Source organism: Mesorhizobium amorphae CCNWGS0123 (assembly GCF_001686985.1).
Lineage (GTDB): Bacteria > Pseudomonadota > Alphaproteobacteria > Rhizobiales > Rhizobiaceae > Mesorhizobium > Mesorhizobium amorphae.
The window spans coordinates 4,737,715-4,753,766 of the sequence record NZ_CP015318.1 but is presented as its reverse complement, the minus strand read 5'-3'; the positions used below and the strand labels follow the sequence as shown (position 1 = coordinate 4,753,766).

Here is a 16,052-nt window from a genome sequence, read left to right as displayed (position 1 = left end):
TCGATCGGTTTTGACCGAGCCAGCATATGATGTTGCAAGGCGACAATTCAAAGCCTGGATTCAGTCGGTCCGTGGCACACACTGGTTTGTTCCCTTTACGTTCCGATGCGCACCTGATAGTTTGCGCCACTGAAGGCGGTCGGCGGCGCCATCTTCGGCATTGATGGTGGCGGCCTTGTCTTTCCCTTGCGAATCCGGTCTTTCGCGCTGATGGAATTCTCTCCCCAACAGGATGATGCCCTGAAGGCGGTCGCCCGCTGGCTCAAGGAAGGCCGACCGCAGCTGTTCCGGCTGTTCGGCTATGCCGGTACCGGCAAGACGACGCTGGCGCGCTATTTCGCCGAGCATGTCGACGGCCAGGTTCAGTTCGCCGCCTTCACCGGCAAGGCCGCACAGGTGCTGCGCTCCAAGGGGGCGACCAACGCCCGCACCATACATTCGCTGATCTACAGGCCCAAGGGCGAGGAATCGGTGTCGGACGAGGTGACCGGCAAGACCTCGATCTCGCCGACCTTCTCGCTCAACCGGCAGAGCCCGATCTCGCGCGCCAAGCTGGTCATTATCGACGAATGCTCGATGGTCGACGAGCAGCTTGGCCGCGACCTGATGAGCTTCGGCACGCCGATCCTGGTGCTCGGCGATCCCGGCCAGTTGCCGCCGATCTCGGGCGGCGGTTTCTTCACCGACCACGAGCCGGATGCGCTGCTGACCGAAATCCACCGCCAGGCCCGTGACAACCCGATCATCCGGCTGGCGCTCGACGTACGCGAAGGCCGCGAATTCATGCGCGGCGACTACGGCACGGCGCAGGTCATTGGTAAGGAAGACGTCAACCAGGAACTGGTGCTGAAGGCGGACCAGGTGCTGGTCGGCACCAACCGCACGCGGCGACGCTACAACCAGCGGCTGCGCGAGTTGAAGGGTTTCAATGCCGAGTATCCGCAAGCCGGCGACAAGCTGGTCTGCCTGCGCAACGATCCGGCCAAGGGCCTGCTCAACGGCTCGCTGTGGAAGGTGATGACCTCGTCGCGCGAGACGGTGAAGCCGGGCATCAACCTCTTGGTCTCGCCGGAAGAGGACGATCCGGACCGCGGCGTCGCCAAGATAAAGCTGCTCAAGGCGGCATTCGAGGATCCGGATGCCGAGATTCCTTGGCAGCAGAAGAAGCGCTTCGACGATTTCGACTATGGCTATGCGCTGACCGTGCACAAGGCGCAGGGCTCGCAATGGAACGAGATCGTGCTGTTCGACGAAAGCTGGGCGTTCAAAGAAACCCGCCAGCGCTGGCTCTACACCGCGATCACCCGCGCGGCCGAACGGCTGACGATCGTCAGATGATCATGGCGGCTTGGCCGGCCTGGCGTCGAGCCAGCGCCATGCCGCCGCTTCGTCCTCCCGGTCGAAATGCCTGAGTTCGAAAGGCGGCGGCGTGGCGAAGAAGCCCTGGGCGTAGGGGATCCAGTCCGGGTCGCCGACCGCGGCACAGCGGCGGACATGCTCCAGGGCATGGGCCGTGCCCTGCCTGGCGGTTTCGTCGGACACGTGGGGCCAGTCGACGCCGTCGTGGTCGATCAGGCGCACCAGCACGTCCAGTTTCGGATGGAGCGCATAGGCCGCCTCCAGCAGTCCGAACAGGTTTTCCGCGTCGGCGGCCGCGACATGGCCGACGATATCGACAGCGAAAAGGTCTTCACGGTCGGTGTCGATGCGGCGCACCGCCGGCACGGCGTCGAGAAAATTCAAGGGCTGTTCCTTTCGCGGTTCATCCCCTTGGAACACCCAAAACCCTCTGTCTGTTCCCGACAAAGGCGCTATAGATGCGCCCCGTCTCGTGAAACTGGACCCGATGCCATGCCCGCAAAGCTCTCCGTCAACCTCAATGCCATCGCCATGCTGCGCAACCGGCGCGACCTGCCATGGCCGAGCGTCACCGGACTCGGGCGCCTTGCTCTTTCCGCCGGCGCGCATGGGCTGACGGTGCATCCGCGACCCGATGAGCGGCATACGCGGCATTCCGATTTGCCGGAGATCAGGGCCTTGATCGATGACGAATTTCCCAAGGCCGAGTTCAACATTGAGGGCTATCCGTCGGAGGATTTCCTGGCGCTTGTGGAAAAGCACCAGCCGGAACAGGTGACGCTGGTGCCCGACGACCCGGCACAGGCCACGTCGGACCATGGCTGGAACTTTGCTACGAGCGCCGCATTCCTCACTCCGATCGTCAAACGTCTGAAAAAGGCAGGTGTGCGCGTGTCGTTGTTTTCCGATTCGGATCCGGACGGCGCCAGGATCGCGCGCGAGATCGGTGCCGACCGGATCGAGCTTTACACGGGGCCATATGGCAGCTGCCATTCCGATTTCGCCAAGGCGGCCAAGGAGTTGGAAAGACTGGGAAAAACTGCGGATGCAGCGCTTGGGGCGGGGCTGCAGGTCAATGCCGGGCACGATCTCACGGTGAACAATTTGCCGGCGCTGGCCAAGCGCATTCCGGCATTGGCCGAAGTGTCGATCGGACATGGGTTGACAGCCGATGCGTTGGAGTATGGCATGGCCGGCACGGTGGGGCGGTTTCTCAGGGCTTGCGGGTGGTAGAGACGCAAGCCCCGCGTTGCCGGCATGGAAGCCATAACGTCGGGGCACTTGATATTGCATTGCAGCAAGCGTAGAGCACCGCGCGTTTATCGGAGTGTCGTTTATGGCCCTTGCCAACACTGGTAGTGAGGCAGAACCCGTCGACCAATCGAGCCATCCTGAAATCGAGCAGCATAGCACCAAGGTGCTGATGCTGGGCGCGCTCGGCGTGGTCTATGGCGACATCGGCACCAGTCCGATCTATGCGTTTCGCGAGGCATTGCATGCTTCGTCCGGCGGCAATGTCGCCGAGCGCGGCGATATTCTTGGCGTGCTGTCGCTGATCATCTGGTCGCTGGCGATCATCGTTACCATCAAATACATCATGTTCGTGCTGCGCGCGGACAACCGCGGCGAGGGCGGCGTGCTGTCGCTGATGGCGCTGGCGCGCGGCAGTCTCCCGGCGCGGTCGGCGGTCATCCTCGGCGTCGGCATTGTCGGCGCCTCGCTGTTCTTTGGTGACGCCGTCATCACGCCGGCAATCTCGGTGCTTTCGGCGGTCGAGGGCATGAATGTCGTCACGCCAGCGTTCCAGCCCTATGTGGTGCCGCTGACGTTGCTCATTCTCGCCATGGTGTTCGCGGTGCAACGGTTCGGCACGGGCGGCGTGGGCCTGGTGTTTGGCCCGGTGACGGCCGTATGGTTCCTGGCCATCGGGCTTTCCGGCCTGAACCACATCGTCGACGACCCGGAAATCCTGCTGGCGGTCAGCCCGCACTACATCGTCGCCTTCCTGATCAATTCGCCTGACGTCGCCTTCGTGACCATCGGCGCCATCTTCCTCGCCGTCACCGGCGCCGAGGCGCTCTATGCCGATCTCGGCCATTTCGGGCGCAAGCCGATCGTGCTCGCCTGGCTGGCGATCGTGTTCCCTTGCCTGCTGCTCAACTATGCCGGGCAGGGCGCGTTCGTGCTGGCGCATGGTGGTGTCGTCGGCCATCCGTTCTTCGAGATGAACCAGGGCTGGACGCTTATCCCGATGGTGGTGCTGGCGACGGCGGCAACCGTGATCGCCAGCCAGGCGGTGATTTCCGGCGCCTTTTCACTAACCAGGCAGGCGGTGCAGCTCAACATGCTGCCGCGGCTCGAAATCCTGCACACGTCGGAAAAACAATCCGGCCAGATCTACATGCCGCGCGTCAATCTGCTGCTGGCGCTGACGGTCATGCTGCTGGTCGTCGGTTTCGGCGAATCGAGCCGGCTTGCCTCGGCCTACGGCATTTCGGTCACCGGCAACATGCTGGTGACGACGGTGCTGCTCTTTGTTGTCATGACCCGTATCTGGAAATGGCGGCTCTGGGTGGCAATTGCGATGACGGCATTGTTCGCCTTCATCGATATAGGCTTCTTTGCCTCCAACATCGTCAAGGTCTTCGAAGGCGGCTGGGCGTCGCTGGCGGTGGCCTTCACCGTCGTGCTCGCCATGTGGACCTGGGTGCGCGGCAGCCGCTATCTGTTCGACAAGACCCGCCGCAACGAGATCCCGCTCGATTTCCTCGCCGGCAATCTGCTGAAGAAGAAGCCGCAACTGGTGTCGGGCACGGCCGTGTTCCTGACCAGCGATCCGCTGAGCGCGCCGACCGCGCTGATGCACAGCCTGAAGCATTACAAGGTGCTGCACGAACAGAACGTCATCCTTTCGGTGGTGACGGCGCCGCAGCCGGTCGTGCCCGACAGCGACCGCGTCAAGATGGAGACGGTCAACGAGCTGTTCATGCGGGTGACGCTGAACTTCGGCTATATGGAACAGCCGAACATTCCGCGCGCGCTGGCGATCTGCCGCAAGCAGGGCTGGAAGTTCGACATCATGACGACGTCCTTCTTCCTGTCGCGGCGTTCGCTCAAGGCCTCGCCCAATTCAGGCATGCCGGTGTGGCAGGACAAGCTGTTCATCGGCCTGGCGCGCACGGCGGCGGATGCGACCGAGTATTTCCAGATTCCGACCGGGCGCGTTGTCGAGATCGGCACGCAGGTGGCGATTTGATGGGCTCGAACTAGATCATCGAGGAGGCGGGCATGAGCGGCGAATTGGTGCTTGTGTCCGGCGGGTCGGGCTTCCTCGGCGCTCACTGCATCCTGGCTCTGCTGGATGCAGGCTACCGCGTTCGCACGACCGTGCGGTCCAGCAAGCGTGAAGCCGATGTCCTGGCGATGCTGAGGGTCGGCGGCACCGAGCCCGGCGATGCGCTCTCCTTTGCCCATGCCGATCTCATGGCCGACGCAGGCTGGGCGCAGGCCGTTGCCGGTTGCGACTATGTCCTCCATGTCGCCTCGCCGTTTCCGCCCGGCGTGCCGAAACATGAGGACGATCTGATCGTTCCTGCCCGCGAAGGCGCATTGCGCGTGCTCAGGGCCGCGCGGGACGCCGGCGTCAGACGGGTGGTGATCACCTCCTCCTTTGCTGCCGTCGGCTACGGCCAGACGCCAATTGCCGGACGTCCGTTCACGGAGGAGAACTGGACCAATCTGGCGGACAAGGTGAGCGCCTATGTGAAATCGAAGACGCTGGCGGAGCGGGCAGCGTGGGATTTCATTGCCGATCAAGGCGGCGCATTGGAGCTGGCAGTCGTCAATCCGGTCGGGATTTTCGGACCGGTTCTGGGTCCCGACCATTCGACCTCGACAGATTTCATAGGACGCCTGCTGGACGGTGCGATGCCCGGTCTGCCACGCATGCTGTTCGGCGTGGTCGACGTGCGGGACGTGGCGGATCTGCATCTGCGCGCCATGACCAACCCCGCCGCCAAGGGCGAACGGTTCCTGGCTATCAGCGGGGATTTCATGACGATGCTGGAGATCGCACAAACGCTGAAAGCGCGGCTGGGCCATGCAGCGTCGCGCGTTCCGACAAGAGTGCTGCCGGATTGGCTGGTGAGGCTCGTCGGCCTGTTCGACGGGCAAGCGGCCCAGATCGTGACGGAGTTGGGCAAGGCCAGGAACGCAACGAGTGCGAAGGCCGTGCGCCTGCTGGGCTGGGCACCGCGTTCGCGCGAAGATGCGCTGGTTGCGACCGGCGAAAGCCTGATCCGGCTGGGGCTGACCAAGACGTCGAAATAGCGGCGCGGGAAGCCGACCTACCTGGCTCCCGCACCGCAGATCTCAGCCGGCCAAGGCGGCCTTGTTCGCCTCGAGGAACGCTCTCAGCGTTTGCGGCTTCCTGCCTGAAAGCGTTTCGATCGCGTCAGTCACCATGGCGATGCGGCCGGAGCGCGTGTTGGCGTCGAAGGAAACGATGACGCGCGCGAATTCCTCGGGAACGCCGGCCGCCTTCACGCCCTCGGTCAAGGCCTCGTCGGGCAGCTGGATGACGTCCAGCTTTTTGCCGGTGACTTCGCTGACCAAAGCGGCGATCTCGGCTGTCGTATGGGCCTGCGGGCCGGTCAGCGTGTAGGTCTTGCTTTCGCTCGAGCCGGAAGCGAGGCCGGCGGCAATCGCCGCCGCCATGTCGTCGCGCGCAGCGTGGGCAATACGGCCATCGCCCGCTGACGTGTACCACTGTCCCGAGGCAATCGCGTGCGGCAGCGCCATGAACAGGTTCTCCTGGTACCAGCCGTTGCGGAAAATCGTATAGGGGATGCCGCTGGCCTTGATCGCCTGCTCGGTGCCGTAGTGGTCCCCGGCAAACAACACCGGCGATACCGGTTCGGGGTTGGGCATCGAGGTGTAGAGCAGGTGCGCAACGCCGGCCTTCTTGGCCGCGGCGACGGCAGTCTCGTGCTGCTTCAGGCGCTTGCCGGTTTTGAGATCGAGATCGCCGGTCGAGATGATCAGCACCCTGTCGGCGCCCTTGAATGCGCTTTCCAGCGAGGCTGCGTCGCTGAAGTCGGCGGCCCTGACAACGACGCCGCGCGCCGCCAGATCGGCCAGGCCCTCCGGATTGCGCGTCGTGGCGATGATCTGCCCCGGCGGAATTTTGTGCGCGTCCAGGAGATAATGGATGACGCCGCGGCCAAGCTGGCCGGAGGCGCCGGTGACGAGAAGGGTTTCGGTCATCGGGAGATCCTGATTTTGCGCCGAAGCGGCGGGTGCTGTGGTGGTCTCAAAAGGAGACCAGCACTAAAATAGGAATTGACCTGTTGCCGTAAAGAAGGCAGTTTTTCGGGAGGTAGGCACACGCAGGGAACCAGCGATGGACGGCAAGATCGTCAATCTGAAATCGAAGCTAGAGATCTACAAAGCCATGACGGCGGGCGCCAATTTCGCCGATTGCCCGGTCCGCGACGTCATGCGGGGCATCAATGGCAAATGGAGCCCTTTGCTGGTCATGGCGCTGGCGGAAAAGCCCTATCGCTTCGGTGAGTTGCGCCGGCTGGTTCCCGACATCTCGCAGCGCATGCTCACGCAGACGCTGCTTGAACTGCAGCGCGACGGCTATGTGCATCGCAAGGTGTTCCCGACCAAGCCGCCGAGCGTCGAATACAGCCTGACCGATCTTGGACGGTCGATGTTCCATCCCTTGTATCAACTCGTCCAATGGGCCGAGCTCAACCATGAGGCCGTGCGCGACGCGCGGACGGCTTTCGACGCGCAGGCCTGACGTTGTTGACACCGGTGGCGCAGGCTTGATTTGGCCACGCCCCTGAAGGATTGTCCGGCCACTCCGGTTTGGGCGGGCAATGGAAAAATCTCTCGACATCGCGATTGCCGGCGCCGGGCCTGCGGGGCTGGCCACGGCGCTCTATTTGAAACGCGCCGGGCACCGCGTCACCATCTTCGAGCGCTTCGACGAGCCGAAGCCCGTCGGTTCCGGGCTGATCCTGCAGCCGACCGGGCTGACCGTGCTAGCCGATCTCGGCCTGCTCGACGACATCCTGGCGCTGGGCAGCCGTATCGATCGTCTGCACGGGGCGGATGCCAGGAGTGGCCGCACGGTGCTCGCCGTCCGCTACGATGCGCAGCGCGGCCGCCGGTTCGGGCTGGCGGTGCATCGTGCGGCGCTGTTCGGCGTGCTGTTCCGTGCCGCCAAGCGTGAGGCGATCGCCGTCGAAACCAGTGTCGAGATCGACGCGTTGGAGAGCGGCGAACGTGTGATGCTCGCCAGCGCCAATGGAAGAAGGATCGGACCCTTCGATCTGGTCGTCGACGCCAGCGGTTCGCGCTCGAAGCTGCGCCAGTGCCTGAAGGGTCCGGGCGAGACGCGCTCGCTGGCCTATGGCGCGTTCTGGGCCTCGCTCGGCTGGCGTGGCGAGGGCTTCGACGAAAACGCGCTGCTGCAGCGCTACGACAGGGCCAGAATCATGGTCGGCGTGCTGCCGATTGGCCGGCCGGAACCCGGCGCCGAAAGAATGGCGGCCTTTTTCTGGAGCCTGAAGCCGGCGGACGCAGAAAGCGTACGGGCCGCGGGGCTCGAAGCCTGGAAGGCGAGGGTGGTCTCGCTGTGGCCCGAGTGCGAGGCGTTCACCAGTCAGATCGACAGTTTCGACCAGCTGTCGCTGGCGCGCTACGGCCATCATACGATGAGGCTGCCGGCCGGCCGCCGGCTGGCGATCGTCGGTGACGCGGCGCATTCGACCAGCCCGCAGCTCGGGCAAGGGGCGAACATGGCGCTGCTCGATGCGGCGGCGCTCAGCCACGCGCTGGCGCGGACCGATAGCGTCGACGCCGCCCTGGAGGCCTATGCAAGGGCGCGGCGCTGGCATGTGCGGATATTCCAGGCGCTGTCGCTCGCGTTCACGCCGTTCTACCAGTCGGACTCCGCGGCGCTGCCATTCATTCGCGACCGGCTGGTGGCAACGATCGCAAGGATCCCGCCGGCGCCTCAATTGCTCGCTTCGATGGTGGCAGGGACGGTGATCGATCCGTTCAGGCCGATCGGGCTAAAGGAAGCGAAGTGGCCTGATCGCTCCTCAGGATGAGTTCCGAAAGATGCGAGCCCTTCGCCTGCAGGAAGGCATGCAGCCGCAGCGGATAGTCTGAGGCAACCGCGTCCCGTACCGAATGGCGCTCGCTCAATGCCTTGCGCCACGCCCGGACAAGCGGCTTTCCGCCGAGAATGCCGAAATCGCCGATCCGGTCGAAGACATCGAAATAGCGGAAGATCGGCCCGTAGACGGTATCGACGAGGGAAAGGCGCTCGCCGGCGAACCACGGTCCCGGGGAGGTGCGATCGGCCAGTTCTGTCTCGATCCGATCGAACATCGCCGCCAGGCCTTCGCTCTCGGCCCGGAAGGCGGCCTCGCCGGCAGCGGAATAGAACCGGCCGACGGCGTTGAGGATGGCCGAGCCGAACTCGATCCAGGCGCGGTGTCGGGCGCGGGCATAGGGGTCGGCAGGGTGGAGCGGATTGGCCTCGGTCTCTTCCAGGAATTCGAGGATGACGGCCGATTCGAAAATCACCGTCTCCTGGCCGTTCTGCCGGACGCGCAGCAGCGGCACCTTGCCGAGCGGCGATATCGCCTCGAACCAGGCAGGTTTGTTGGCGAGGTCGATGGTGATGCGTTCGAACGGCACGCCCTTTTCGGCAAGGGAAATCGCCGCGCGCTGCACATAGGGGCAGAGATGATGGCTGACCAGGATGAGCTTGTCGGTCGTCCTATCGATCAGGCCGCCCGTATCCGGGATGTCGGTGATTTTGCGGATTTCGCGTTTCATCGGCTGTTTTCCAAGGTTAATGCATATGCATCTATATAGATGCGGAAGCATCTATCGTCAAGCTTGATGCAATTGCATCTATCGCCTATGCTGCTCGCATGAACATGAAAGCCGCCCCTTCGCCCGAGGCCATCAAGGCTTGGGCCCGCCTGATGCGTGTTTCGCGCCAGCTCGTCGAGAAGGCTGAGGATGCGCTGAAGGAGGGCGGCCTGCCACCGCTGGCCTGGTACGACGTGCTGCACGAGCTTGCCGAAGCGGGCGAGGGCGGGTTGCGGCCGTTCCAGTTGATCGAGCGGACCCTGTTTGCGCAATACAACATGTCGCGGCTGCTGGCGCGGCTCGAAGCCGACGGGCTGGTCGAGAAACTGCCGGTCTCGGATGACGGCCGCGGCCAGACCATCCGCATCACCGGCAAGGGACGCGAAACGCGTCGCCTTATGTGGGCCGTCTATGGCAGGTCGATCGCGGAGCTGGTCGGCGCCCGACTTCCGGCCGCAGACCTCGAAACACTGGCGGCCCTGCTTGGGCGGCTGCGCCATCCGCTCGCCGGCGACTGAGCCTGGCCAGCACTGGTCGGCTATTGCGCGCTGTTCGCGGTCTGTCGCCGATTATTTCCATTTTGGCTCTTGCGTCAGGGTCGGCTTTGCGCAATATGCCGAACCGTAACGTACGGTACGCCATGTGATCGACTGGCTATCATCGGGCAGGAAGAAAAGTTTTGTTGCAGGCAAGCGCCGATATCGACACCAGCGAAGCGCTGACGGAGCGGCAGAAGGCCGTGCTGGATGCAGCACTTCGCCTGCTGGTCGAGGAGGGCGATAATCTGACCATGACGGCGGTGGCGCGCCGGGCGAGCTGCTCCAAGGAAACGCTCTACAAATGGTTCGGCGACCGCGACGGGCTGCTGACGGCGACGGTGCAGTGGCAGGCCTCGAAAGTGCGCGTGGCGCCGGTCGACGGCAAGGGGCTCGGCCTCGCCTCGCTGACCGCGAGCCTGGAGCGCTTCGCGTCCGATTGGCTCAACGTGATCTCAAGCGACACCTCGATCGCGCTGAACCGGGTGGCGGTCGGTCATGCCGGATCGGGCAAGGACAATCTTGGCGCCGTTGTGCTGGAGAATGGCCGCTTCGCTTTGGCCCGGCGCCTGAAGCCGGTGCTGGAAGCAGGTCGTCAGGCCGGGCTTCTCGACTTTTCGGATGCCGAAACGGCGTTCCGGAGCTTTTTCGGGCTGGTCGCCCGCGACGTGCAGATCCGTCTGCTGCTCGGCGACCGGCTGGAATTGACTGAGGCGACAATCGGCGGCGATGCCGCCCGGGCGACGCAACAGTTTCTCGCTCTTTTCGGAGCAAAAACCGGGCCGCAAGGCCTCTGATACCAAACGGGAAGGAAGACGAAAATGCGTGTCTATTACGATCGCGATGCCGATCTCAACCTGATCAAGGGCAAGAAGGTCGCCATCATCGGCTATGGCAGCCAGGGCAGGGCGCACGCGCTCAACCTCAAGGATTCCGGTGCCAAGGACATCGCCATCGGCCTCAAGGCCGGCTCGGCGACCGCCAGCAAGGTCGAGGCCGACGGTCTCAAGGTGATGAGCGTGGCGGAAGCCGCCAAATGGGCCGACCTGATGATGATGGCGACGCCCGACGAATTGCAGGCCGACATCTACAAAAACGAGATCGCGCCGAACATCCGCGACGGTGCCGCGATCGCCTTCGCGCACGGCCTCAACGTGCATTTCGGCCTGATCGAGCCGAAGGCGTCGGTCGACGTCGTCATGATCGCACCGAAAGGCCCGGGCCACACGGTGCGCGGCGAATACCAGAAGGGTGGCGGCGTGCCGTGCCTGGTCGCCGTCAACCAGGACGCTTCGGGCAACGCGCTCGACCTGGCGCTGTCCTACGCCTGCGGCGTCGGCGGCGGTCGTTCGGGCATCATCGAGACCAACTTCCGCGAGGAATGCGAGACCGATCTGTTCGGCGAGCAGGTGGTGCTGTGCGGCGGCCTGGTCGAGCTGATCCGCGCCGGCTTCGAGACGCTGGTGGAAGCCGGCTACGCGCCGGAAATGGCCTATTTCGAGTGTTTGCACGAGGTCAAGCTGATCGTCGACCTGATCTATGAGGGCGGCATCGCCAACATGAACTACTCGATCTCGAACACCGCCGAATGGGGCGAATATGTTTCGGGTCCACGCATCATCACCGCCGAGACCAAGGCCGAGATGAAGCGCGTGCTGAAGGACATCCAGACCGGAAAATTCACCTCGGAGTGGATGCAGGAATACCGCGCCGGCCTGTCGCGCTTCAAGGGCATCCGCCGCAACAACGACAGCCACCAGATCGAGGAAGTCGGTGCCAAGCTGCGTGCGATGATGCCGTGGATTTCCAAGAACAAGCTGGTCGACAAGGCCAAGAACTAATTCGCTGCTTATGGTTGCTGCGAAAGCCGGTGGAGCGATCCGCCGGCTTTTTCTTTCCGCTCAAGCGGTGGAGAGCCGGTTTGCCGAAGGCCGACGTTCAGCCGTAGTGCCAATGCGGCTTCGGCTCAGTGCCGGTGAACTCGACGCCGATGCGATCCTCGCGGCGCCAGCGGACCACGGCCTTGTAGCCAATGCCGTCGGCCGGCACATAGAGCAGGAACTCGTCCGGCACGCGCGCGCCGATCGGGACTTTGAGTTCGGCGCCGCCCGCATGCATGTTGCGCAGCGTGCATTTGACTTCGGAGTTGGAGATGCCGGTCAGGATCGACGCGCCCTTGAGCACGCGCTGCCGGTGCCTGTCTCTGTTTTCGTCCTCGGCCATCATGCGAAATCCCAGGGGCGATCGTCGCTCGGGGAGCGCTCCGATCAGATCAGTCGATAAACCGGCCTGATAAACAGAGCGTTAGCGTCGATCGGCTTTGCCGGAACCTGTCGCCGAAAGCGAAGCGGCGCCGCATCGTGCGACGCCGCCGGGCATTCCCATATCTGCCGCTCAGCTATAGGGCGACCAGCACTGCTGACGGGGACCATTGTAAGGCTGGAACGTATTGTCCCAGGCCCGGTAAGAGCGGTAGCGATCGTAGCACCACTGGACATGGGCATTGGACGACCGGTATATGCGCCGCGGCTGAACGTAACGCGGATAGGGATCGTAGTAATTGCCGTAGGCCAGGCTGCCCAGACCCAGGCCTAAGCCCAATCCCAGAAGGGCCGCGTCACCGCCACGGAAATGGCGGCGGTGATGGTGACGTCTCCAGCGCCAGTTGTCGCCGTTGTCCCAGTTGCGGGAATAACGACGCTCGCGGAAATTGCCGCCACGGTTGCGCCAACGCCAATCCTGATAGACCTGCCGGTCGTTGCCGCCAGCCCATTCGTCGCGCACGGGTGTGATTCCGGACGCCGCGGAATTGACCGAGACCGAAAGATCGGGTTGCGGGATCGGGCCGGCCAGCGACGGAGCCGTCAGGCCCGCCAAAAGACCAAGGGTCACCAGACCTCTGACAGAAGACAAAAAGAGCGGTTTCATGGCACTCTCCGAAGAACAAGGCCCCACGCCCAGATTACCCGGGAAGAAGCCTATTGATGGACCTTTCCGTCTGAACGGAGGATGAACGGAAAGGTTCCGTCAACCATGGCGATCAACCATGGCGGGCAGAGACCGGGCCCCTTGTCTTCGTGCCCGCTTGCGGGCAAAGGTCACGGCCATGTCGCTGCGCCTTGCCACCTTCAACGTCGAGAACCTGATGAACAGGTTCGATTTCTCCGGCTATCGCAACCAGCTCAACGAGGACCGCACACTGGCGCTCTTCGATATCAAGAGCGAGGCCGAATACAGGATGCTGGAGCAGGCCCGCGCCATCGCCCAGTCCGACGACACGCGCCAGCTGACGGCGCTGGCGATCGCCGCCACCCGGGCCGACATCATCTGCATGCAGGAGGTCGACAATATCGAGGCGCTCAAGGCCTTCGAATACGGCTATCTGTTCAAGATGGTGGGGGAGGGCTACCGGCAGAAATACACCACTGCCGGCAATGATTCACGCGGCATCGACGTCGCCGTCATGATGCGCAACGAGACCGCGCAGGGACAGCCGATCGAATTCGTGCGCATGACCAGCCACGCCTATGTCACCTACGAGCAGTTCGGGCTGCATACGCCGGAACTGGCTGCACTCGGAAACGATGCCAATGAGCGCATCTTCCGGCGCGACTGCCTGGAGATCGACGTGACCGTCGGCGGCGTGCCGCTGACGCTCTATCTCGTGCATTTCAAATCGATGGGGTCGCCGCGCAACGGGCTCGACGGACGCGAGGCAACGATGCCGATCCGCGTCGCCGAGGCGCAAGCGGTGCGCCGCATCATCGAGGAGCGTTTCGGCAAGGATCATGCCGCCGACAAGCGCTGGGCGATCTGCGGCGACATGAACGATTACCGGCAGCGGGTGAAGATCGAGGGTGACAGTTTCGACGGCTACCGCTTCCAGGTGATCGACGAGAGCCAGTCCTGCATCAACGTTTTGACCGCCGGCGGCTTTTGCGAAAACGTCGTCGAACGGCGGCCGGAGATGGATCGCTGGAGTTTCTATCACACGCGTGGTCCGCAGGAGCGGCATCTGTGCCAGCTCGACTACATCCTTTTGTCGAAGGGGCTGGCGGCGAAGAACGCGACGGCCGTTCCCGACATCATCCGCAGCGGCCAGCCCTGGCGCGTCATCTTTCCGGTCGGCCAGGAGGTCGACCGCTTCCCGCGCGCCGGCTGGGACCGGCCGAAGGCATCCGACCACTGCCCGGTGGCGATCACGCTGGACATGGCCTGAACGTGAGCTTCGACCTGCCGCGCAACATCATCCTGCCGGTCGACGCCGTCGACGTTCGGCTCGACCCCGGCCCGCATCCCTTTGCGCGCGACAACGAACGGGCGATCGCCGAGAACTGGCAGCGCGAGATAGAGGCCAATCCCGCGCTTTTCGATGGCACGGTGGTGCTGCTCTCCGCACTTGCCTATCGCGACCGACGCCTGGTTGGCCGCTGCCATGCGGTCAACTACTCCACGTTCATGCTCTGGCGTAAGCGGCGTGAGAATTCGGGTGCCGAGCATGCTTATGCCCATGCCATGCTGGTCGCTGGCGACAATGCGCTGGTGGCGATCCGCATGGGTCCGCACACGGTCAATGCCGGCCGCGTCTATTTCGCCGCCGGCTCGTTCGAACCCATCGATTTCCGCGACGGCCTCGTCGATGTCGATTTCAACATGATGCGCGAAGTGGGCGAAGAGACCGGGATCGATCTGTCGGGTGCGCAACGCGGCCACCGCTACTACGCGTTATCCTCGCCGAGCGGCACGGTGATCTTCCGCCACTATAGAGTTGCCGAGCCAGCCGACGAGATCGCGCGGCGCATCAGCGCCTTTGTTGCGACCGAAGCGGAGCCGGAGATCGAAGGCCCTGTGATCATTCGCCATGCTTCCGACCTGCCGGAAGGACTGATGGGGTACATGAAGCTGCTGATCGAGTGGCACTTCGCGGGCAGCGGCCAAGACCCGAGCGGCGCCCCGTCGTTTCGTTGACCGCCTGAACGGAAGCCGGATTACGGAAAGAGCGGCGGTAGGGCGTCGTGTCTCGTGCTTTCCCCAATGCGAGGTTCGCCCACAGGGACAGCAGCCGGTTTCCGACGGTTTGGAAGGGTGGGGCCGTCGTCCTTGTAGTAGTAGCTGTAGCCATTGATGGCCGGCGCGCCACCGAGATGCGCGTAGAGAATCCTTGAACCCTCGGGGAAAAAGCCTTTCCTGGTCAGGTCGATCAGGCCCTGCATCGACTTTCCCTCGTACACAGGATCAGTGATCATGGCCTCCGTGCGGGCCGCCAGCCGGATCGCGTCGTTCGTAGCGTCCGACGGAACACCATAGGCGGGATAGGCATAGTCGGGGTTGATGACGATTTCGTCGTCGCGGACGGCGCGGCCGAGCCCGACGAGGGCGGCGGTGTCGTCGACGATGCGGCGGACCTGGGCGCGGGTCTGGTCGAGCGTCCCGGAGGCGTCGATGCCGATCACCCGGTCGGCGCGGTCTTGCGCGGCGAAGCCGACGATCATGCCGGCCTGCGTCGACCCGGTTACAACGCAAACGATGACATAGTCGAAAGTGAAGCCAAGTTCGGCTTCCTGCCTGGCCACCTCCTCGGCGAAGCCGACATAGCCCAACCCGCCGAACTTGTGCACGGAGGCGCCGGCCGGGATCGGATAGGGCTTGCCGCCGGCGTCCTTCACCGACTGGATCGCGTCCTCCCAGCTCTTGCGGATGCCGATGTCGAAGCCGTCGTCGATGAGCCGGCTGTCCGCGCCCATCAGGCGCGTCAGCAGGATGTTTCCGACCCGGTCGTATACCGCATCATAGTGGGGCACCCATTTCTCCTGGATTACAACGCACTTCATGCCGATCTTGGCTGCTGTCGCGGCGACCATCCGCGTGTGGTTCGACTGAACGCCGCCAATCGACACCAGCGTGTCGGCGCCGCTGCGAAGAGCGTCCGGCACGATGTATTCGAGCTTTCGCAGCTTGTTGCCGCCCATGGCGAGCCCGGAATTGCAATCATCACGCTTTGCGTAAACCTGTACTTTCCCGCCTAACGCCGCGCTCAGCCGTGGCAGAAGCTCGATAGGCGTCGGGCCGAAGGTCAGCGGATAACGTTCAAACTTTGCGAGAAGTGACATCGATATTAGTCTCCGCCGGGGTCATTTCTATGGATTGATTATAGGCGGACTCCTGCGAAAGGTGCTCTCGAACTTGCTAATGAAACTTACACACATCTCACACAATTGCCGTATGATTGACCTGATCGTCCACTTGAGAGCCTAT

At 63.5% G+C, this 16,052-nt stretch carries 17 protein-coding genes; 11 read left to right on the top strand and 6 right to left on the bottom strand.

The window, feature by feature from the left end:
- Positions 1-210: 210 nt before the first annotated feature.
- Positions 211-1,338 (top strand): ATP-dependent DNA helicase, encoded by a 1,128-nt coding sequence (locus tag A6B35_RS22485; protein ID WP_006204980.1) that lies wholly within the window; start codon positions 211-213, stop codon positions 1,336-1,338.
- Here the strand turns inward: A6B35_RS22485 and A6B35_RS22480 are convergent, their stop codons facing one another.
- Positions 1,339-1,743 carry a SpoIIAA family protein gene (locus tag A6B35_RS22480; RefSeq protein WP_006204981.1) on the bottom strand — a complete coding sequence of 135 codons (405 nt, stop codon included), beginning with the start codon at positions 1,741-1,743 and terminating at the stop codon, positions 1,339-1,341.
- 108 nt (positions 1,744-1,851) lie between these two features.
- On the opposite strand from A6B35_RS22480, the gene A6B35_RS22475 reads away from it, so the two are divergent.
- From A6B35_RS22475 to A6B35_RS22465, 3 genes are all read left to right on the top strand, one after another.
- Positions 1,852-2,592 (top strand): pyridoxine 5'-phosphate synthase, encoded by a 741-nt coding sequence (locus A6B35_RS22475; protein ID WP_006204982.1) that lies wholly within the window; start codon positions 1,852-1,854, stop codon positions 2,590-2,592.
- 103 nt (positions 2,593-2,695) lie between these two features.
- Positions 2,696-4,615 (top strand): potassium transporter Kup, encoded by a 1,920-nt coding sequence (locus A6B35_RS22470; RefSeq protein ID WP_006204983.1) that lies wholly within the window; start codon positions 2,696-2,698, stop codon positions 4,613-4,615.
- A 32-nt stretch (positions 4,616-4,647) separates the two neighbouring features.
- The gene (locus tag A6B35_RS22465; protein WP_006204984.1) at positions 4,648-5,688 is read left to right on the top strand and encodes an SDR family oxidoreductase; all 1,041 of its coding nucleotides are present in this window, start codon (positions 4,648-4,650) and stop codon (positions 5,686-5,688) included.
- Positions 5,689-5,730: 42 nt separating this feature from the next.
- Here A6B35_RS22465 and A6B35_RS22460 read toward each other — a convergent pair whose 3' ends face one another.
- A complete protein-coding gene (locus A6B35_RS22460) occupies positions 5,731-6,624 on the bottom strand; it encodes an SDR family oxidoreductase (RefSeq protein ID WP_006204985.1) in 894 nt (297 codons plus the stop codon).
- A 136-nt stretch (positions 6,625-6,760) separates the two neighbouring features.
- On the opposite strand from A6B35_RS22460, the gene A6B35_RS22455 reads away from it, so the two are divergent.
- Positions 6,761-7,168 carry a winged helix-turn-helix transcriptional regulator gene (locus A6B35_RS22455; RefSeq protein WP_006204986.1) on the top strand — a complete coding sequence of 136 codons (408 nt, stop codon included), beginning with the start codon at positions 6,761-6,763 and terminating at the stop codon, positions 7,166-7,168.
- 79 nt (positions 7,169-7,247) lie between these two features.
- Positions 7,248-8,486, top strand: coding sequence for an FAD-dependent oxidoreductase (locus tag A6B35_RS22450; RefSeq protein ID WP_006204987.1), 1,239 nt, complete (start codon positions 7,248-7,250; stop codon positions 8,484-8,486).
- On the opposite strand, the gene A6B35_RS22445 is transcribed toward A6B35_RS22450, so the two are convergent.
- Positions 8,434-9,222, bottom strand: coding sequence for a glutathione S-transferase family protein (locus tag A6B35_RS22445; RefSeq protein ID WP_006204988.1), 789 nt, complete (start codon positions 9,220-9,222; stop codon positions 8,434-8,436). The two genes, A6B35_RS22450 and A6B35_RS22445, sit on opposite strands and share 53 nt — an antisense overlap.
- Before the next feature lie 98 nt (positions 9,223-9,320).
- Between A6B35_RS22445 and A6B35_RS22440 the strand changes: the two genes are divergently transcribed.
- The 3 genes from A6B35_RS22440 to ilvC all read left to right on the top strand — a co-directional run bounded on the left by A6B35_RS22440 (position 9,321) and on the right by ilvC (position 11,638).
- Positions 9,321-9,779, top strand: coding sequence for a MarR family winged helix-turn-helix transcriptional regulator (locus tag A6B35_RS22440; protein WP_040583597.1), 459 nt, complete (start codon positions 9,321-9,323; stop codon positions 9,777-9,779).
- A gap of 164 nt (positions 9,780-9,943) precedes the next feature.
- Complete coding sequence (locus A6B35_RS22435) at positions 9,944-10,594, top strand: TetR/AcrR family transcriptional regulator (protein WP_425277672.1); 651 nt, start codon at positions 9,944-9,946, stop codon at positions 10,592-10,594.
- 24 nt (positions 10,595-10,618) lie between these two features.
- Positions 10,619-11,638, top strand: a complete 1,020-nt coding sequence (gene ilvC, locus A6B35_RS22430) for a ketol-acid reductoisomerase (RefSeq protein WP_006204991.1) — start codon at positions 10,619-10,621, stop codon at positions 11,636-11,638.
- 97 nt (positions 11,639-11,735) lie between these two features.
- On the opposite strand, the gene A6B35_RS22425 is transcribed toward ilvC, so the two are convergent.
- Positions 11,736-12,020, bottom strand: a complete 285-nt coding sequence (locus A6B35_RS22425) for a PilZ domain-containing protein (protein ID WP_040583616.1) — start codon at positions 12,018-12,020, stop codon at positions 11,736-11,738.
- Between the two features lie 171 nt (positions 12,021-12,191).
- Positions 12,192-12,725: a BA14K family protein gene (locus tag A6B35_RS22420; RefSeq protein ID WP_006204993.1), complete on the bottom strand. Its 534-nt coding sequence runs from the start codon at positions 12,723-12,725 to the stop codon at positions 12,192-12,194.
- Between the two features lie 178 nt (positions 12,726-12,903).
- On the opposite strand from A6B35_RS22420, the gene A6B35_RS22415 reads away from it, so the two are divergent.
- Positions 12,904-14,016: an endonuclease/exonuclease/phosphatase family protein gene (locus tag A6B35_RS22415; RefSeq protein WP_006204994.1), complete on the top strand. Its 1,113-nt coding sequence runs from the start codon at positions 12,904-12,906 to the stop codon at positions 14,014-14,016.
- Positions 14,017-14,018: 2 nt separating this feature from the next.
- Complete coding sequence (locus tag A6B35_RS22410; RefSeq protein WP_006204995.1) at positions 14,019-14,765, top strand: hypothetical protein; 747 nt, start codon at positions 14,019-14,021, stop codon at positions 14,763-14,765.
- 20 nt (positions 14,766-14,785) lie between these two features.
- Here the strand turns inward: A6B35_RS22410 and A6B35_RS22405 are convergent, their stop codons facing one another.
- Positions 14,786-15,907 carry a 1-aminocyclopropane-1-carboxylate deaminase gene (locus A6B35_RS22405; RefSeq protein ID WP_006204996.1) on the bottom strand — a complete coding sequence of 374 codons (1,122 nt, stop codon included), beginning with the start codon at positions 15,905-15,907 and terminating at the stop codon, positions 14,786-14,788.
- Positions 15,908-16,052 lie beyond the last annotated feature (145 nt).